General features: G+C 68.8%; 16 protein-coding genes and 1 pseudogene. 8 read left to right on the top strand and 9 right to left on the bottom strand.

Annotated features, from left to right (window positions below; translation table 11 throughout):
* The first annotated feature begins 23 nt into the window (after nt 1-23).
* The 7 genes from GAK38_RS15320 to maiA all read left to right on the top strand — a co-directional run bounded on the left by GAK38_RS15320 (nt 24) and on the right by maiA (nt 7373).
* Nucleotides 24-1685 carry an FAD-dependent oxidoreductase gene (locus GAK38_RS15320; protein ID WP_325345576.1) on the top strand — a complete coding sequence of 554 codons (1662 nt, stop codon included), beginning with the start codon at nt 24-26 and terminating at the stop codon, nt 1683-1685.
* On the top strand, nt 1682-1897 hold the full coding sequence (locus tag GAK38_RS15315) for a DUF2783 domain-containing protein (RefSeq protein WP_325345574.1): 216 nt from the start codon (nt 1682-1684) through the stop codon (nt 1895-1897). The genes GAK38_RS15320 and GAK38_RS15315 overlap by 4 nt, the downstream gene beginning before the upstream one ends.
* 49 nt (nt 1898-1946) lie before the next feature.
* Complete coding sequence (locus GAK38_RS15310; protein WP_325345572.1) at nt 1947-2921, top strand: Bug family tripartite tricarboxylate transporter substrate binding protein; 975 nt, start codon at nt 1947-1949, stop codon at nt 2919-2921.
* Between the two features lie 102 nt (nt 2922-3023).
* A complete protein-coding gene (hmgA, locus tag GAK38_RS15305) occupies nt 3024-4358 on the top strand; it encodes a homogentisate 1,2-dioxygenase (RefSeq protein ID WP_325345570.1) in 1335 nt (444 codons plus the stop codon).
* 27 nt (nt 4359-4385) lie between these two features.
* Complete coding sequence (locus GAK38_RS15300; RefSeq protein ID WP_443089227.1) at nt 4386-5369, top strand: Bug family tripartite tricarboxylate transporter substrate binding protein; 984 nt, start codon at nt 4386-4388, stop codon at nt 5367-5369.
* Between the two features lie 28 nt (nt 5370-5397).
* Nucleotides 5398-6720 (top strand): fumarylacetoacetase, encoded by a 1323-nt coding sequence (fahA, locus tag GAK38_RS15295; RefSeq protein WP_325345568.1) that lies wholly within the window; start codon nt 5398-5400, stop codon nt 6718-6720.
* The gene (maiA, locus tag GAK38_RS15290) at nt 6717-7373 is read left to right on the top strand and encodes a maleylacetoacetate isomerase (protein ID WP_325345566.1); all 657 of its coding nucleotides are present in this window, start codon (nt 6717-6719) and stop codon (nt 7371-7373) included. Before fahA ends, maiA begins: the two co-directional genes overlap by 4 nt.
* Here maiA and nhaA read toward each other — a convergent pair whose 3' ends face one another.
* From nhaA to GAK38_RS15265, 5 genes are all read right to left on the bottom strand, one after another.
* On the bottom strand, nt 7374-8498 hold the full coding sequence (nhaA, locus tag GAK38_RS15285) for a Na+/H+ antiporter NhaA (protein WP_325345564.1): 1125 nt from the start codon (nt 8496-8498) through the stop codon (nt 7374-7376).
* A gap of 120 nt (nt 8499-8618) precedes the next feature.
* Entirely contained in the window at nt 8619-9410 is a 792-nt protein-coding gene (locus tag GAK38_RS15280) for an SDR family oxidoreductase (RefSeq protein ID WP_325345562.1), read from the bottom strand.
* A gap of 10 nt (nt 9411-9420) precedes the next feature.
* On the bottom strand, nt 9421-10161 hold the full coding sequence (locus GAK38_RS15275) for a beta-ketoacyl-ACP reductase (RefSeq protein WP_325345560.1): 741 nt from the start codon (nt 10159-10161) through the stop codon (nt 9421-9423).
* Nucleotides 10162-10165: 4 nt separating this feature from the next.
* Entirely contained in the window at nt 10166-11512 is a 1347-nt protein-coding gene (locus GAK38_RS15270) for an MFS transporter (protein ID WP_325345558.1), read from the bottom strand.
* A 101-nt stretch (nt 11513-11613) separates the two neighbouring features.
* Nucleotides 11614-12552, bottom strand: coding sequence for a 3-keto-5-aminohexanoate cleavage protein (locus tag GAK38_RS15265; RefSeq protein ID WP_325345557.1), 939 nt, complete (start codon nt 12550-12552; stop codon nt 11614-11616).
* Between the two features lie 141 nt (nt 12553-12693).
* Between GAK38_RS15265 and GAK38_RS15260 the strand changes: the two genes are divergently transcribed.
* On the top strand, nt 12694-13722 hold the full coding sequence (locus GAK38_RS15260) for an AraC family transcriptional regulator (RefSeq protein ID WP_325345555.1): 1029 nt from the start codon (nt 12694-12696) through the stop codon (nt 13720-13722).
* Nucleotides 13723-13803: 81 nt separating this feature from the next.
* Here the strand turns inward: GAK38_RS15260 and GAK38_RS15255 are convergent, their stop codons facing one another.
* The 4 genes and pseudogenes from GAK38_RS15255 to GAK38_RS15240 all read right to left on the bottom strand — a co-directional run.
* Complete coding sequence (locus GAK38_RS15255; RefSeq protein WP_325345554.1) at nt 13804-14910, bottom strand: NAD(P)H-dependent flavin oxidoreductase; 1107 nt, start codon at nt 14908-14910, stop codon at nt 13804-13806.
* A 121-nt stretch (nt 14911-15031) separates the two neighbouring features.
* On the bottom strand, nt 15032-16063 hold the full coding sequence (locus GAK38_RS15250; RefSeq protein ID WP_325345552.1) for a diguanylate cyclase domain-containing protein: 1032 nt from the start codon (nt 16061-16063) through the stop codon (nt 15032-15034).
* A gap of 290 nt (nt 16064-16353) precedes the next feature.
* Entirely contained in the window at nt 16354-17649 is a 1296-nt protein-coding gene (locus tag GAK38_RS15245; protein ID WP_325345550.1) for an acyltransferase family protein, read from the bottom strand.
* 89 nt (nt 17650-17738) lie between these two features.
* Nucleotides 17739-17934, bottom strand: a pseudogene (locus tag GAK38_RS15240) (IS481 family transposase); the annotation flags it as partial.

Below are 17934 nucleotides of genomic sequence, written 5' to 3'. Positions count from 1 at the left end.
AGCGCAACGGAGGAGACAAACCCGTGCATCTGAAAGATCTGCCTGCGCTCGGACCCGACGTGGATTTCCAGTCCCTGGAGTTCGACTACGCGCGCCCGGCCGACTTCGACCTGCCTGCGCCGGCACACCACCCCGTCGTCGTGGTCGGCGCCGGCCCGGTGGGGCTCGCTCTGGCCATCGACCTGGCCCAGCGTGGGCAGGCCGTCGTGCTGCTCGACAACGACAGCCGCCTGTCGACCGGCTCGCGCGCCATCTGCTTTGCCAAGCGCACGCTGGAGGTGTTCGACCGCCTGGGCTGCGGCCAGCCGATGGTGGACAAGGGCGTGTCCTGGCAGACCGGCCGTGTGTTCTGCGGCGAGCAGCAGGTCTACAGTTTCGACCTGCTGGCCGAGGGCGGCCACGAGCGCCCGGCCTTCATCAACCTGCAGCAGTACTACGTCGAAGGCCAGCTCGCGGCCCGCGCCGCGCAGCTGCCGAACCTGGAGGTCCGCTGGAAGAGCAAGGTCGTCGGCCTGGTGCAGGACGCAGGCGCGGCCACGCTCACGGTCGAGACGCCCGAAGGCCGCTACGACCTGCGCGCCGGCTACGTGGCCGCCTGCGACGGGTCGCGCTCGGCGCTGCGCCAGCTGCTGGGCCTGGAGAGCAGGGGGCAGACCTTCCGCGACCGATTCCTGATTGCCGACGTGCGCATGAAAGCCAGCTTCCCGGCCGAACGCTGGTTCTGGTTCGACCCGCCGTTCCACCCGGGCCAGAGTGTGCTGCTGCACAAGCAGGCCGACAACGTCTGGCGCATCGACTTCCAGCTCGGCTGGGACGCCGACCCCGATGCCGAGAAGCGGCCCGAGCGCATCCTGCCGCGCGTGCGGGCGCTGCTCGGCCGCGGGGCGGACTTCGAACTCGTCTGGGCCAGCGTCTACACCTTCGCCTGCCAGCGGATGGACCGTTTCCGCCACGGCCGCGTGCTGTTCGCAGGCGATGCGGCGCACGGCGTGTCGCCGTTCGGCGCGCGCGGCGCCAACTCGGGCGTGCAGGACGCCGACAACCTCGGCGGAAAGCTCGCCGCCGTGCTGCGCGGCGACGCGCCCGCGGCGCTGCTCGATACCTACGCCACCGAGCGCGAGGAGGCGGCCGACGAGAACATCCGCCACTCCACCCGCGCCACCGACTTCATCACGCCCAAGAGCCCGGTGAGCCGGCTGTTCCGCGACGCGGTGCTGCACCTGGCGCGCGACCATGCCTTCGCCCGCGCGCTGGTCAACAGCGGCCGGCTGTCCACGCCCACGGTGCATGCGGGCTCGCCGCTGGCCACGCCCGACGGCGAGCACTTCGCCGGCCGGGCCGTGCCGGGCGCGCCGGCGCTCGACGCGCCGCTGGCGGGCGGCCGGTGGCTGCTGGGCACACTGCGCGGCGGCGGCTTCACCGCCCTGGTGTTCGGCGGCGGCGCGGCGGCCGATGCGGCGGCCCGCGCTGCGGAGGAGGCCGGCGTCGCGGTGCTGCGCGTGCCGCAGCGCGCCGAGACCGCCCTGGCCTGGCAGCGCTACGACGCGCAGGACGGCACCGCCTACCTGCTGCGCCCCGACCAGCATGTGGCTGCCCGCTGGCGCCGCCCCACGGCCGATGCCATCACCGCCGCGCGCGACCGCGCGCTGGCCCGTGCCGTCGAACCCGCCCTGGAGGCCGCATGACCGCAGCCGCCCAGCTGATCACCGAGCCGCACCTCGACGTGCCCGACGACTTCTACCAGGCGCTGATCGAAACCCACCAGTCGCTCTCCGAAGCCGAAAGCCATGCGCTCAACGCCCGCCTGGTGCTGCTGCTGGCCAACCACATCGGCGCGCTGCCGGTGCTGCGCGAAGCCTTCGCCGCCGCCCGCGCCGCGCTGCCGCGCACGGCTTGAAACACCGCTCTTCATCCGCCAGACCATCCCTAGCCGCAGGAGACAAGACATGGCCCCCTCCCTCCACCGCCGCACTGCCCTGGCCGGCATCGCGCTCGCATGCGCCGCCGCTGGCGGCAGAGCCCTGGCGCAACCGAAGCCGCTCGAATGGGTCGTCGGCTACGCGGCCGGCGGCGGCTCCGACACGCTGGCCCGCGCCACGGCCGACACGCTGGGCCAGAAGCTCGGCCACGCAGTCATCATCAACAACAAGCCCGGCGCCGCCACCAACATCGCCGCCGAGTACGCCGCGCGGTCCAAGGACTACGGCAACATCGTCTTCACCGCCGACTTCGCCACGCTCGCGGCCAACCCGTTCCTGTTCTCCCGGCTCGGCTACGACGCCGAGCGCGACCTGGCGCCGGTCGGCCTGATCGCGCGCTTTCCGCTGGTGCTGGTGGTCGGCCCCCAGGTGCCGGCGAAGAACTGGACCGAATTCCTGGCCTGGGCCAGAAGCCAGCCCGGCGGCGTGAGCTACGCCTCGGCCGGCATCGGCAGCCCGCACCACCTGGCGGGCGAGCTGCTGCGCGAGCAGGCCGGCATCAAGGCCACGCACGTGGCCTACCGCGGCGCGGCCCCGGCCCTCCAGGACCTGCTGGGCGGCAACGTGCCCTGGATGCTGGTCGACACCGCCAGCGGCAACCAGTTCGTGCAGGCCGGCAAGCTGCGCGCCATCGGCGTGGCCAGCGCCCGGCGCACGCCCACGCTGCCGGACGTGCCGACCCTGCAGGAGCAGGGCTTCAAGGGCTACGAGGCCTATGCCTGGCAGGGCCTGTCGGTGCCCGCGGGCACGCCGCACGACGTGATCGTCAAGCTCAACGTCGCGCTGGTCGAGTCGCTCAATTCGACCGCGGTGAAGGCGCGCTTCCAGGCCCTGGGCGTGGATGCGCTGCCTGGCACGCCCGAGGACATGGCGCGCTACGTGAAGGCCGAGCGCGAGCGCTGGGGCCGCCTGATCCGCGACAACCACATCCGTCTGGATTAAGGGGGTATGGTCCCCTGGCGAGCGAAAATAGCACGCTAGAAGATGGTTGGTGCGGGGGTATCCGGCCGCCGGCCCGAACGACAACCCAGGAAGGAAATGCAGATGACCGATGCACCCACCACCGCCGCCGCCGGGACGCGCGCCTACCAGAGCGGCTTCGGCAACCAGTTCGCCACCGAGTCGGTGCCGGGCGCGCTGCCGCGGGGCCGCAACAGCCCGCAGCGCGCGCCGCTGGCGCTGTACCCGGAACTGGTCTCGGGCAGCGCCTTCACCGCGCCGCGCCACAAGAACCGCCGCAGCTGGCTCTACCGCCGCCAGCCGTCGGTGGTGACCGGCCGCTACGCGCCCTATGCCCACGCGGGCTGGACGACCGGCGCCGCCGGCGGCGCGATCATGCCGCCCGACCCGCTGCGCTGGAGCCCTTTCCCGATTCCCGACACCCCGGCCGACTTCGTCGACGGCCTGCACACCGTCGCCGCCAACGGCGATGCCGAGTCGCAGACCGGCATGGGCGCGCTGGTCTACCTGGCCAACCGGTCGATGGAGCGCCGCGCGCTGGTCGATGCCGATGGCGAACTGCTGCTCGTGCCCCAGCAGGGCCGCCTGGTGCTGACCACCGAGTTCGGCGTGCTCGACGTGAAGCCCGGCGAGATCGCGCTGGTCCCGCGCGGCACGGCCTTCAAGGTCGGCTTGCCCGACGGCGCCTCGCGCGGCTACGTCTGCGAGAACTACGGCGCCGCCTTCCGCCTGCCCGAGCTGGGCCCGATCGGCTCCAACGGCCTGGCCAATCCGCGTGACTTCCTCGCGCCGGTGGCCTTTGCCGAGGACGGCGAAGGCCGCTACGAGATCGTCAGGAAGTTCGGCGGCCGGCTCTGGCGCGCCAGCCAGACGCACACGCCGTTCAACGTCGTGGCCTGGCACGGTAACCTCACGGCCTGCAAGTACGACACGGCCACCTTCATGACCATCGGCTCGATCAGCTTCGACCATCCGGACCCGTCGATCTTCACCGTGCTGACCTCGCCGAGCGACACGCCGGGCACGGCCAACTGCGACTTCGTGATCTTCCCGCCGCGCTGGCTGGTGATGGAGGACACCTTCCGCCCGCCGTGGTACCACCGCAACCTCATGAGCGAGTTCATGGGCCTGGTCTACGGCCAGTACGACGCCAAGCCCGAAGGCTTCAAGCCCGGCGGCGCCAGCCTGCACAACTGCATGGTGCCGCACGGCCCGGACGAGGACAGCTTCGAGCGCGCGACCAGCGGCGACCTGAAGCCCCACAAGCTCGACGGCACGCTGGCTTTCATGTTCGAGAGCCGCTACCGCTTCGTGCCCACGGCCTTCGCATTGCGCGGCAGGGCCGAGGGCGGCACCATCGACGGCGACTACACCGATTGCTGGCAGGGCTTGCAGGACCGCTTCCCGGGCCACCGCTGAGAGAGATTGCACAGGAGACACCCCACGATGACCGCAACGACCGTTTCGCGCCGGACCTGGGTGCTGGGCACCGCCGCCATGGCCCTGGCCGGCCCGGCAGCCGTGCTGGCCCAGTCCTCGGCCGCCAAGCCCATTCGCTTCATCGTGCCGTATGCCGCCGGCGGCACCACCGACCTGGTCGCGCGCACCGTGGGCGTCCACATGGCGCAGACGCTGGGCCAGCCGGTCATCATCGACAACCGCGGCGGCGCGGGTGGCAACATCGGCATGGACGCGGTCGCCAAGGCCGCGCCGGACGGCCTGACCGTGGGCATGGGCGCCATCTCGACCAATGCGCTCAACCCGCACATCTACCGCGCCATCGCGTTCGATCCGCGCAAGGACTTCACCGCCATCGGCCTGCTCGGCAACTCCACCATCGTGCTGGAGGTCCACCCCGCGCTGCCGGTGAAGACCATCGCCGAGCTGATCGCCTGGGGCCGCAGGCAGCCGGGCCAGGCCTATGCGACCGCGGGCGCCGGCACCTCCATGCACCTGGCCGGCGTGCTGTTCGCCCAGCTCAGCAAGAGCGAGTGGACGCACGTGGCCTACAAGGGCAGCGCGCCGCTCCTCAACGACCTGCTCGGCGGCCAGGTGAACGTGGCCTTCGACAACCTGCCGGCATCGCTGCCGCACATCCAGGCCGGCAAACTGCGCGCGCTGGCCGTGGCCGGCGCCCAGCGCTCGCCCGCGCTGCCCGGCGTGCCGACCATCGCCGAGGCCGGGCTGCCCGGCTATGCGGTCGAGCCGTGGTTCGGCGTCTACGGCCCGGCCGGGCTGCCGGCCCACGAGGTGCAGCGGCTCAACACGGCGCTCGTGGCGGCGCTGGACGATCCGGCCGTCCGGGACAAGCTCGTCGCCGCCGGCTTCACGCCGCGCAGCTCCAGTGCGGCCGGGCTCGACGCGCTGACCCGCCGCGAATACGACCGCCTGGGCGCCGTCGCCCGCGCGGCCCACATGACCACCGATTGATCTTCTTTCAGTCCACAGGACCATCTTCATGACCGATCGCATCGACGCCACCCACGACGCCAGCCTGCAGAGCTGGGTCGCCTCGGCCAACGCGGCCGGTACCGACTTCCCCGTCCAGAACCTGCCGCTGGCCATCTTCCGCCGCGCAGGCAGCGATGAAGCCTGGCGCCCGGGCGCGGCCATCGGCGACCAGGTCGTCGACCTGCTGACCCTGCGCGACGCGGGCCTGCTGCCGCGGGACGCGGCCGACGCCCTGGCCGGCACCGAGGTCGGCACGCTCAACGCCCTGATGGGCCGCGGCCGCGCCGCCCGCGTCGCGCTGCGCCAGGCGCTGTCGCAGGGCCTGCGCGAAGGCGCCGCCGACCGGGCGCAGTGGCAGGCCGCGCTGGTGCCGCAGGCCGGGGCCGAACACGGCCTGCCCGCGCGCATCGGCGACTACACCGACTTCTACATCGGCATCCACCACGCCACGGCCGTCGGCAGGCTGTTCCGCCCCGACAGCCCGCTGCTGCCCAACTACAAATGGGTGCCCATCGGTTACCACGGCCGCGCCTCGTCCATCGTGGCCAGCGGCACCGCCTTGCGCCGCCCGCTGGGCCAGGGCAAGGGCCCGGACGACGCCGCGCCGCAGCTGCGCCCGTCGCAGCGGCTCGATTACGAGCTGGAACTCGGCATCTTCGTCGGCCCCGGCAACGCGCAGGGTGCGCCGGTGCCGATCGCCGAGGCGGAAGACCACCTCTTCGGCATCGGCCTGTTCAACGACTGGTCCGCGCGCGACGTCCAGGCGTGGGAATACCAGCCGCTCGGACCTTTCCTGTCGAAGAACTTCGCCTCCACGCTGGCGCCCTGGGTCGTCACGCTGGAAGCGCTGGAACCGTTCCGCATTCCCTTCACCCGCCCCGAGGGCGACCCGCAGCCGCTGGCCTACCTCGACAGCGCCGAGACGCGCGCCCGCGGCGGGCTCGACCTGCAACTCGAAGTCTGGATCCAGACCGCGCAGATGCGCGCCGCCGGCCAGCCGCACGAGCAGCTGGCCCGGGCCGGCTCGCGCCATGCGTACTGGACCATCGGCCAGCTGGTGTCGCACCACACCATCGGCGGCTGCAACCTGCAGCCGGGCGACCTGTTCGGCTCGGGCACGCTGTCGGGCCCGGGGGAAGGGCAGGGCGGCTCGCTGCTCGAACTCAGCCACGGCGGCCGCCAGCCGCTGGTGCTGGCCAACGGCGAGAAGCGCGTCTTCCTGCAGGACAGCGACAGCATCCAGCTGCGCGCCTACGGCGTGCGCGAAGGCTTCCGCCGCATCGGCTTCGGTGTCTGCGAAGGCACGGTCCTGCCAGCGCCCGCGCCATGACCGCGCGGCTGCACACCTACTTCCGCAGTTCGGCCGCATACCGGGTGCGGATCGCGCTCCACCTCAAGGGCCTGCCATACGAGGCCGTGCCAGTGCACCTGCTGCGCGGCGGTGGCGAACAGCACCTGCCGGCCTTCGCCGCGCTCAACCCGCACGAACTGGTGCCGGTCTACCAGGACGGCCGCGGCGCGGTGCTGCGCCAGTCGCTGGCCATCGTCGAATACCTCGACGAGGTGCATCCGCAGCCCGCGCTGCTGCCGGCCGACCCGGTCGGCCGCGCCCAGGTGCGCGCGCTGGCGCTCGACGTGGCCTGCGAGATCCACCCGGTCAACAACCTGCGCGTGCTGGCCTACCTGACCGGCACGCTGGGCCAGCCCGAGGAGGCCCGGCTCGCCTGGATCCGCCACTGGGTCGGCGTCGGCTTCGACGCGCTGGAGGCCACGCTGCGCAATGCGCCCACGCGCGGGCGCTTCAGCTGGGGCGACACGCCCACGCTGGCCGACCTGTGCCTGGTGCCGCAGATCTTCAATGCGCGGCGCTTCGGCGTGGAGATCGAGTCGCGCTATCCGACGCTGGCCGCCATCGACGCCGCCTGCGCCGCGCTGCCGGCCTTCCGGGCCGCGCATCCGCAGGCGCAGCCCGACGCGGCCTGATCAGCCCAGGCGCCGCAGCGCCAGGGCGCCCCAGGCCAGGCCCAGCAGCGCCGACACCAGCGAGCCCAGCAGCACGCCGAGCTTCGCCGCAGCCTGCAGCGCCGGGTCGGCAAAGGCCAGTGCGGCGATGAAGATCGCCATGGTGAAGCCGATGCCCGCCAGCAGCCCGACCAGCGCGACGCCGCGCCAGCCGACGCCGGCTGGCAGCCGGCAGCCGCCGAAGCGCACCGCCAGCCAGGTCGCGAAGAACACGCCGATCGGCTTGCCCAGCGCCAGCGCCAGCATCACCGCCGCCAGCACGCCGCCGCCGTGCGTGCCGCTGCCGACCGCCACGCCCGCGTTGGCCAGCGCGAAGAGCGGCATCACGCCCCAGGCCACCCACGGCTGCAAGGCGCGCTGGATGCGCGCGGCCGGCGCGGCGGGCGTGAGCAGGCCGAGCGCCACGCCGGCCAGGCCCGGATGGATGCCGGCCCGGTGCAGCCCCGCCCACAGCACCGCAGCGGGCAGCACGGAGGCCCAGGCCGTGCCGGCGCCCAGGCGCTGGAGGCCGAGCGCCATCGCCACGCCGAGTGCGGCCAGCGCCAGGCCCGCCGGATCGAAGCCGCCGGCATAGAAGAGGACGATGACCAGCACCGCCGCGATGTCGTCGATCACCGCCAGCGCCAGCAGCAGGATGCGCAGCCCGGCCGGCACCCGCCGGCCCAGCAGTGCCAGCACGCCAACGGCGAAGGCGATGTCGGTGGCCGTCGGCACCGCCCAGCCACGCGGCAGCGCGGGCGCGCAGGCCAGGTAGACCAGCGCCGGCGTCACCACGCCGCCAGCCGCCGCGGCCAGCGGCAGCGCCGCGCGCCGCAGGCTGGACAGCGCGCCGCCTTCGATCTCGCGGCGGATCTCCAGCCCGGCGGCGAGGAAGAAGACGGCCATCAGCCCGTCGTTGACGCCGAAGTGTAGGTCGATCCCGCTCGCCGGCAGCGGCGTGTGCCAGAGCGCGCGGTAGCCGGCGGCCCAGGGCGAGTTGGCCCAGAGCAGTGCCAGCGCGGCGGCGGCCAGCAGCGCGAGGCCGGCGGCGGATTCGTCATGGAGGATGCGCGCGAGGCGCGCGCCGGATGCGGACGCAAAGGACATGGTTGCGAGGCCACCGCGCGGCGGCCCGACCTGCGCTGGTTCCTGCTGCGGCGACATGCCGCGCACCCTGCACCCATTGTAGGGCGCCGCGCAGGGTCCGGCCCTCGAGGCGCTGCTGCTTCAGAGATACTCCACGTTGCCATCCACACTGATGGCTTGCCCGGAAATGTTCCGGCCGGCCGGGGAGCTCAGGAAGAGCGCCAGCGCGGCGATGTCTTCGACAGTCACCATCCGGCGCAGCGAAATCTTGTGAAGATAATCTTCTTTCATCGCCTCGAACGTCACGCCGGTCGATTCGGCGCGGGCGGCGATCACGCGATCCATGCGCTCGCCTTGCACGACACCCGGCAGAATGGCATTGACGCGGATATTGCTCGGGCCGAGTTCGATGGCGAGCGATTTCACGAGGCCGACGATCGCCCATTTGGTCGACGCATACGGGGTCCGAAAGGCGTAGCCGAGCCGGCCCGCGACCGACGACATGGCGATGATCGCGGGGCTGGCGGAAGTGTCCTTCAGCACGGGAACCGCCTTGCGCAGGAAATAGTATTGGCTATGGAGATTGGTCGAGATGGTGCGCTCCCACGCATCCGGCTCGATGGCCTCGACCCCGCCCGTCGGCCCGGCAATGCCGGCATTGTTGACGAGCACATCCAGCCCGCCGAGCCTGGCATACGCGTCATCGACGACGGCGTCGACCTGCTCGCGCTGGCTGACGTCGGCGATGCGCGCATGCAGCGGGGGGTGGCGGCGCTTCGCTTCGTCGACGGCCGACGGATCGACGTCGCAGATATAGACCTCGGCGTCGACCTGCAGGAATGCGTCCGCGATGGCCGCACCGATACCGGCGGCGCCGCCGGAAACCAATACCCGCAGGCCGGCCTGCGGCTTGAGCAGCTCAAGAATGGCCATCTCATCTTTCCTATAAAGTCATACCGCCCGATGCTTCGATGACGGCGCCGTTGATATAGCTCGCCTCGTCGCTGGCCAGAAAGGCATAGATATTGGCGATTTCCTCCGGTTTCCCGATGCGGCGCAGCGGCACCTGATCGCGCATCCTGTGCAGCACCTCTTCCGGTACGGTGGAGAGGATGGGAGTTTCGATGAAGCCCGGCGCCACGGCATTGACGCGGATGCCTTTCGGGCCGAGTTCGCGGCTCCAGGTCTTGGTGAAGCCGATGACGCCGAATTTTGCCGCGGCATAATTTGTCTGGCCGTAATTGCCGTAGATACCGACCACCGAACTCGCATTCAGAATGACGCCGCGGGCGCGCTGGACCATGGAGTCCACGACCGCCTGGGACATGTGAAAGACTCCGCGCAGGTTCACGTCGATGACGGCGTCGAACTGCGCAAGCGTCATTTTCTGCAGGCGTGCGTCGCGCGTGATGCCCGCATTGTTGACGAGTACGTCGATCCGGTCGAACTGCCTCAGCAGTTTGCCGACGACGCCGTCGATGGCTCCGCGGTCGCAGACGTCGAGTTCAAACCCGACGGCCTTGCCTCCGGCTGCCTCGCAGGCGCCGACGACGGCCGCCACGGTATCCGGATTCCTGTCACACACGGCGACCACAGCGCCTTCGCGCGCGAATTTCAAGGCGGTCGCCGCGCCGATGCCTTGGCCGGCTCCCGTGACGATGGCTATCCGATCCTGCAGTCTCATGGATTCAGACCTTTATGACAGATGCGGGGCCTGCTGCGGCAGGCCGGTCCGCGGCGCGAATGGTTCTGGCGAGCAAGGGCACGAGAAGCAGGCCGATGATCGAGGCCCCGACGATGACGTTGAAACCGGCATCGCTCCGGCCGCTCCAAGTCTCCGCCATTCCGAAAAGATAGGGACCGACGAAGCCGCCCAGCAGCCCGACCGTGTTGATGAACGCCAGACCGGCGGCGGCCTGGATGCCCTGGAGCCGTTTCATGGCGACCGCCCAGTAGGAAGGCAGGATGCCGCCCGCAAAGAAGCCGGTCACGCAGAGCAGGGCGATCTGAATGGCTTGGCTGCCTCCGGCCGCGATGAACGCATAGCCGCTGAGGACCAAGCCCGCCGTCAGGACGCCGAGAAAGGCGCAGTCGTTGTCCACGCGACGGTGAATGCGGGGAAGGATGAGCACCCCCGACAGGAAGCCGAACCCGACACTGCTCGACAGCATGCCCACGAGCAGCGGCGACTGGATGTGCATCGGGGAGACGATGGACGGGGTGAAAAAGTACAGGCCGACGAACGCTACCTGGTTCAGGAAGTAAATCAGGCCGATGAGCAGGGTGGTCGGCCGTTTGATGGCGGCGAACCAGTCCGTCGAGAAGAGCCCGGCATGCCCGTGGGTGTCGATGACGGCGTGCGCTTCCAGCGAGTGCGCCTCCTCGGGCGTCAGCCATGGGACCGCGGCCGGCCGGTCCGGCAGCTTGAAGTACAGGACGATGCCCGCGACGATGGTCGGCATGCCTTCCAACATGAACATCCATTGCCAGCCGTGCAGTCCGCCGAGACCGTCCAGCTGCATCAGCGACGCGCCGAGCGGGTTGCCGAGGATGAGGGCGATCGACGGCGCGGTGTAGATCCAGCCGACGGCGACCGCCCGGTCCTTCGGCGCGAACCACAGCGTCACCATGTACATCAGCGCCGGGAAAAGTCCGGCCTCGGCAACGCCGAGGAGCACGCGCAGGGCGTAGAACGACCACTCGCCCTGCACGAACATCATGGCCGTGGACAGCGCGCCCCAGGTGACTGCGATGCGCGATATCCATCTGCGCGGCCCGAACCGATGGGCCGCCAGATTGCTCGGCACTTCGAGCAACGCATAGCCGATGAAGAAAATGCCGGCCCCCAGGCCATACGCGGCGGCGCTGATGCCCAGGTCGGCCGCGAGCGCGGCCTTGGCGAGCGCGACGTTCGTGCGGTCGATAAACGACAGGAAATAGATGATGCACATCAAGGGAATCAGCTTGGCCATGGCCTTGCGGGTCGCAATGCGATGGACGGATTCCAGGGTTTCTTGGACGGTAGCGGTACGCATGGTGTCTCCAGAAGTTGGCCTGCTGTTGTGGTTCTGTGTCCGGCGCGGGAAGTCGGCCTGTGTCGGCGGCGGCAGGTTTCGCAGGGCGGGGCAGCCGCCGCTTACAGCGAAACCTTGTCCCGGCCCTTCAGCCCGAGCATGCGGCGCGCGTCGTCCGGCGTTGCGATCTCGAATGACAGTTCTTCGAGAATCCGGCGGATCTTGCGGACCTGTTCGGCATTCGTCCTGGCCTTCACGCCTCTGGACAGATAGACGCTGTCTTCCAGGCCGACGCGGACATTGCCGCCCAGGATCGCGCCCATGGTCACCAGCGGCATCTGGTGCCGGCCGGCGCCGAGTACCGAAAAGTGGTAGTTGTCGCGGCCGAACAGGCGGTCCGCCGTCGCGCGCATGACCTGGAGATTTTCCGGGTCGGCGCCGATGCCACCGAGGATGCCGATGACCGACTGGATGAAGAACGGCGGCTTGATGAGCCCCCGATCGACGAAATAAGCCAGGCTGTACAGGTGCCCGACGTCATAGCACTCGAATTCGAACCGCGTGCCGTAGTCGCGGAATTCGGTCAGGATGTTCCTGATGTCGCGAAAGGTGTTGCGGAAGATCATGTCTTCCATGCCTTCGAGATACGCCTTTTCCCAATCGAACCGCCACGCCTGTATCCGGGCCGCGGCGGGGTGCAGCGAGAAATTCATCGATCCCATGTTGAGCGAGCACATCTCGGGCTTCGCGGCGCGTGCGTACGCCAGCCGTTCATCGAGCGTCATGCGCGTACTGCCGCCCGTCGAGATGTTGATGACCGCGTCGGTCCGTTCCGCGATGGCTGGGACGAACTGCCTGAAAACGTCGGGGGAGGGCGTCGGGCGGCCGTCTTCGGGATGGCGCGCGTGCAGGTGCAGGATGGCGGCGCCGGCTTGCGCGGCCTCGATGGCCTGGTCCCTGATGTCCCCGGGGGTGATCGGCAGGTATTCCGACATCGACGGGACGTGCGCGGATCCGGTCACGGCACAGGTGATGATGACTTTGCGGCGGGTATTGCTCATGCGTGTCTCCGGTCTGCCGAGGGGCGCTCAACCACGAGCCGCCGCCTCTCTTGTGGTGCGGATGGTAGTGAGATAGGGTGCCCCGCGTAAGGTCAATTTCGGACAATGTGATGTCCCCAAAGGACATGCCGGAGCGTCGTGGTGTCTGTCAAATATCCGCTGCCGAACGAGCGCATCTACGCGCCGTACAAAATCGCGGCCCTGGTCGAAGTACTCGCGGAACAGGGCATTGCCCCGGAAGACAGCCTGGCGGGAAGTGGCATCACGCCCGGCCAGATATCCGATGTGTCGGTGTTGACGTCGGTTCGCCAGTACGCTGCGGTGTGCGGCAATGCGGTCGCCCTGTCGGCCGACCCCGCCACGCCTTTCAAGACGGGTTCCCGGCTTCATCTCGCCGCGTATGGCATGTATGGATACGCGCTGATGTCGTGCCTTTCGCTGCGCGATTACTTCCGGCTCGGGGTGAAATACCACCGTCTGGCAACACCGACGCTCATGATCGAATGGGCCGAATACCCGGACAGGTCCGTCTGGACATTTCCGGATGCCTTGGCGACCAACCTGCCGCATGACGTACGGCAGTTTCTGCTCGAACAGCAATACACGCAGCACGTCACGCATCTGCAGGACGTCGCGGGCCGGAACTGCCCGCCTATCCAGGCGCGCTTTGCCTATCCGGCTCCGCCGCACGCGGCCATTTACCCGGAGTACCTGGGTTGCCCCTGCGAGTTCGACGCGGAGCAGTGCGAACTCATTTACGACAGCGCCATCCTCGGGTTCAGGCCGCAACTGGCCCACCGGCATTCGGCCGCGCTGTTGCAGGCAACGTGCGATCGGCTGATCGGGCAAACCAAGACGTCGTCCGGCGCATCCGGCGAGGTCTACCAGGTGCTGATGCGCAAGCCCGGCGAATTTCCGGATATGGAAACCGTTGCCGCGGTTCTGAAAATGACCGGCCGGACGCTTCGGCGGCGGCTCGATGCGGAGGGCACGTCATTTCTGGCCATCGTCGATGACGTGCGCTGCTCCCTGGCGAGCGAGTATCTGAAGACGACGCAGATGAGCACCGAAGACGTTGCCATGCTGGTCGGCTTCAGCGACACGGCCAACTTTCGCCGGGCGCTGAAACGCTGGACGGGCAAAGGGCCGGGCGAAATCCGGAGGCGTTGAGCCAGCGCCTGTGCAAGTTGCGGGAGTATACCGTGCTATCGCTTGGTGGACGCCCGGTAGCGCGGTAGTGGGCTGGGAGTATCAGAACCAGGCATTGGGCCCTGGCGCGGGCAGGCCCGCCGCGAGCGCGCGCGTGATCTCGGCCGCCGGGGCGGCCTGCAGCACGCTTGCGTTCTGGCCGCTCCAGAGCGGCGAGAAGTCGCCGCTGCCGGTCTTTTCTGCCGCCGCACGCAGCGGCGCGATGCCTGCCGTGGCGCGCGGAAAGGGCGGCGCCGCATTGTCGAGCGCGCCGAGCTCGCGGATCGCGCGGTTGACGATGCCGCGCGCTGTGCCGCCGGTGAAGAGTGTGGTCAGCACTGTCTGGCGCGCGGCATCGCTTTGCAGCGCGGCGCGGTGGACGGCGCTGGTCGTGGCCTCGTCGGCCAGCAGGTAGGCCGTGCCGGCCTGCACGCCCGCGGCGCCGAGCGCGAAGGCGGCGGCCACGCCGGCCGCGTCGGCGATGCCGCCGGCGGCGATCACCGGCACGTCGACCGCGCGCACCACCTGCGGCACCAGCGCGAAGGTGCCGATCTGCGTGGCCGGGTCGCGCTCGCCCAGGAACCAGCCCCGATGCCCGCCGGCCTCCAGGCCCTGGGCGATCACGGCGTCCACGCCGCGGCGCTCCAGCCAGAGGGCTTCCTCCACCGTGGTGGCGCTGGCGATGATCTTCGTGCCCCAGGCGTGCAGCGGCGCGAGCAGGGTTTCGTCGGGCAGACCGAAGTGGAAGCTCACCACGGGGGGGCGCACCGCGTCGAGCAGCGGCAGGTGCCCGGGGCCGAACGGCTGGCGGCCGGCACCGGCGGGCACGGCGGCGATGTCGATGCCGAACCCGGCGTAGTACGGCGCGAGCGTGGTGCGCCAGGCGGCCTCCTGCGCGTCGTCGGCCGGCGGCGTGGTGTGAGCGAAGAAGTTGACGTTGAATGGATGGCCGTCGGCCGCTTCGCGCAGCACGGCCAGTTCCTGGCGCAGGGCGTCGGCCGTCAGCGCCGCCGCGGGCAGCGAGCCGAGCGCACCGGCGCGGCTGACGGCTGCGGCCAGCGCCACGCCCTGCACGCCGGCCATGGGCGCCTGGACGATGGGCAGCCGCGTGCCGAACAGCGCGGCGATGGTGGGGCGGACGAAGATCGGTGCGGACGTGGCGTGGCTCATGGCGGCAGGTCGATGGAGCGTTGCGCGCATGCTAATCCGCGGCGGCGCGGCTGACCACCGAGGATTCGAGAACCCGGCGATCTCCGGGGGCGAACCCTCGGCCTGAGAACGTGAATACGTTCTAAGCCAGCCGCTGCTCCACGGTATCCATCTGCATCTCGAAGCTGAAGAACCGGTTGCGGCCCTGGGCCTTGACGGCGTAGAGCGTCTCGTCGGCGCGCATGACCATGCTTTCGGCGCTGGTGCCCTCGTCGGGGACGCAGGTGGTGATGCCGCCGGAGACGGTGATGGTGCCGCCCAGCGGTGAGTCGGGATGCGGGATCGCGCGGCCCTGCAGCACGCGGCCGAGCGCGCGGGCGAAGGTCATGGCGCCCGAGCGCGGCGTGTTGGGCAGGATCAGCGCGAATTCCTCGCCGCCGTAGCGCGAGGCCACGTCGTGCGGGCGTATGCAGACCTCGCGCAGCAGCTGGCCGATCTGGCGCAGGCAGGCGTCGCCCTGCACGTGGCCGAGCGCGTCGTTGTAGCGCTTGAAGTGGTCGATGTCGCAGAGCATCAGCGTCAGCGGCGTGGCGTCGCGGCGCGCGGCCAGGATCTCGCTGTGCAGCAGCCGGTCGAAGCCGCGGCGGTTGACCAGCTGGGTGAGCGCGTCGGCCTCGACCATGTCGTTGAGCAGCCGGTTGGTGCGGTGCAGTTCGTCGCTGAGCACCACCAGACGGCGGCGCATGTCGAGCAGGCGGCGCATCGCGCGCAGCTTGGCCACGAGCACGATGGGCTTGACCGGCTTGACGAGGTAGTCGTCGCCGCCGGACTCGATGCCGCGCCAGACGTCGAGTTCGCTGTCGAGGCCCGAGAGGAAGATGATCGGCGTCCAGTCGCCGGGCTCGGCCTCGCGCATCTGCTGGGCGACCCAGTAGCCGTCGTGGCCGGGCAGGCGGATGTCGAGCAGCACCATGTCGGGCCGGCGGCGGCGGAAGATCTCCAGCGCGGGAAGGCCCGATTCGGCCTCGATGATGTCGTGCACGCCGGCCGCGTGCAGCTCGGCCACGAGCGCCTGGCGCACCGACGGCTGGTCCTCGACGACGAGCACCGAGAACGGCGCGCCGCCGGCTCCGCCGTGGTCGGCGGCCGGCGTGAGGACGGCAGGGTGCGGCATGGGAGAACTCCGGGTGTCAGGTCACGAGCCGCAGGATTATCCGGGCCGCGGGTGACGTCATCTTGACGCACCACAGTGCGAGCACGATCTGCGCGAAGTCGTCAACGCGCTGCGCTGGCTGGTTCGAGCAGGCGCATTCCGGCGCAGACGGGCGGGAGCGCACGCAGGTGAAAACGCTGCGTGAGGCGCTACAGGTTTCTAGGCGCACTTGGAATATGTGCCTGGTGCGGGAGGGATGCCGCAGCATTGGCTGGCGTTCGAGCCCAGGCGCCGCCCGGCCGTGCCGCCCGCTACCTCGCGCAGGGCAGGGACAGGTCCGCATCCCGCGCGGATGTGCCGGACTCCGGCGAGTCCTTGATTCCAAACATGTGTCGGAAAAGGCGGAACCGCTTGAACGCCGTGTAAATCATGATCGGCACCACCAGCCCTGCTGTCGCAATGATCAGGAAATACTGCCAGCTTTCCCACTGCTGGTCGTAGAGCATGTGGTTCGCAAGGCCGATGATCGGATAGTGGAGGATATACGTCACCAGCGCCGACCGTATGACGAAGTCAACGCTTCCGCCGAGTTTCTCGATGCGCGAATCGTTCATGCTCTTGGCGGTGTCGAACAAAAGCAAGGAAATGCAGATGGCGTTTGCCAGAAATACGATCTGTTCAGAAGTGTGCCGTGCTGCTTTGTAAACGAAAGGCAGGTCGCCAAGAACGCCTTGGTATTTATAGACCAGATATTGATAGGCGAGCAGCAGCGGTGTGCAGACGAGGGTCGTCAGCAAAAGCCATTTCTTGCTGTTTCTTGGGAGCCCAATCTTCTTTGCGTATAGCAAATGCCCCACGGCGAAGAATATGATATGGTGCATCACGCTGGCGGCGAGGCCGGAAAGAAAAGCGAGATCAGGAATCTTCCCGAGCGCGCTGACGGCTTTCGACCCGATGCCGAGAACCAGCGCGAGCACGATCAGCTGGCCGGCGGACCATCGTTCCAGCCTCCTGAAGAACGGCATGTAGAAAACATAGACGATACTAATGACGAGCAGGGACTGCAGAAACCACAGATGCAGCACCAAATATGCGCTGGCTGGTGCGTTGGGATCGACTGTCTTAACGAAGAAATACAGCGGAACGTTCACCAGCAGAATGCCCCACAGCAGCGGCTCGAAGAGCCGCCTTCTCCTGTTTTCCAGAAAGTATTCCGTTCCCTTCCGCTCCATGATCAAGGCCGAGAAAAAGCCGGAGATCAGGAAGAAAAGCTCCATCCTGAAAAGATGGAAGAAGCGGAAGGTCAGCGCGATCGAATAGCTGTTGTAATGGGGATTGCTGAAGAAGCTGGCAGGCGTCGGCGCGACGATTTCGCTCGTGTGAAAGAAAACGCCCTCCAGGATGAGGAGCGCCCTCAGCAGGTCAAGCCCTGCATGTTGCGTGGCTCGTGGCTCGTGGCTCGTGGCTCGTGGCTCGTGGCTCGTGGCTCGTGGCTCGTGGCTCGTGGCTCGTGGCTCGTGGCTCGTGGCTCGTGGCTCGTGGCTCGTGGCTCGTGGCTCGTGGCTCGTGGCTCGTGGCTCGTGGCTCGTGGCTCGTGATTTTATCATTTTCTCTGCTGGCCAATCTATTTCTCCTGTATTTTTGTGATTATTATTATTTATAAATATCATCCAAGGCTGTGTCATTAACTCGTTGGCTATTTGTCGCATCCCGGACGATCATATAGCCGCTTATGGAACAGATGCGGGTGAGTCTGATACCAGTTCTTCATGGCCTGCATGGGCGTCTTGCTGCCCAGCGCTGACTGCGGCAGTTGCTGGTTGTACAAGGCCACATAGCGCAGCAAGGTCTGCTCGAGGTCCTCTCGGCCGTTGAACCGATGCGTCTTGAGT

It is taken from the genome of Xylophilus sp., from assembly GCA_009914555.1.
Lineage (GTDB): Bacteria > Pseudomonadota > Gammaproteobacteria > Burkholderiales > Burkholderiaceae_C > WNDY01.
Note: the sequence above shows the minus strand (reverse complement) of the source record. Positions and strands in the feature narration are given on the sequence as shown.

Bases quoted from the DNA above. Each gene is read 5' to 3' on its own strand.
- hmgA (WP_325345570.1), top strand. From the start codon at position 3,024: ATGACCGATGCACCCACCACCGCCGCCGCCGGGACGCGCGCCTACCAG.
- GAK38_RS15245 (WP_325345550.1), bottom strand. From the start codon at position 17,649: ATGATAAAATCACGAGCCACGAGCCACGAGCCACGAGCCACGAGCCAC.
- GAK38_RS15270 (WP_325345558.1), bottom strand. From the start codon at position 11,512: ATGCGTACCGCTACCGTCCAAGAAACCCTGGAATCCGTCCATCGCATT.
- GAK38_RS15315 (WP_325345574.1), top strand. From the start codon at position 1,682: ATGACCGCAGCCGCCCAGCTGATCACCGAGCCGCACCTCGACGTGCCC.
- GAK38_RS15300 (WP_443089227.1), top strand. From the start codon at position 4,386: ATGACCGCAACGACCGTTTCGCGCCGGACCTGGGTGCTGGGCACCGCC.
- GAK38_RS15255 (WP_325345554.1), bottom strand. From the start codon at position 14,910: ATGAGCCACGCCACGTCCGCACCGATCTTCGTCCGCCCCACCATCGCC.
- fahA (WP_325345568.1), top strand. From the start codon at position 5,398: ATGACCGATCGCATCGACGCCACCCACGACGCCAGCCTGCAGAGCTGG.
- GAK38_RS15250 (WP_325345552.1), bottom strand. From the start codon at position 16,063: ATGCCGCACCCTGCCGTCCTCACGCCGGCCGCCGACCACGGCGGAGCC.
- GAK38_RS15265 (WP_325345557.1), bottom strand. From the start codon at position 12,552: ATGAGCAATACCCGCCGCAAAGTCATCATCACCTGTGCCGTGACCGGA.
- maiA (WP_325345566.1), top strand. From the start codon at position 6,717: ATGACCGCGCGGCTGCACACCTACTTCCGCAGTTCGGCCGCATACCGG.
- GAK38_RS15310 (WP_325345572.1), top strand. From the start codon at position 1,947: ATGGCCCCCTCCCTCCACCGCCGCACTGCCCTGGCCGGCATCGCGCTC.
- nhaA (WP_325345564.1), bottom strand. From the start codon at position 8,498: ATGTCCTTTGCGTCCGCATCCGGCGCGCGCCTCGCGCGCATCCTCCAT.
- GAK38_RS15275 (WP_325345560.1), bottom strand. From the start codon at position 10,161: ATGAGACTGCAGGATCGGATAGCCATCGTCACGGGAGCCGGCCAAGGC.
- GAK38_RS15280 (WP_325345562.1), bottom strand. From the start codon at position 9,410: ATGGCCATTCTTGAGCTGCTCAAGCCGCAGGCCGGCCTGCGGGTATTG.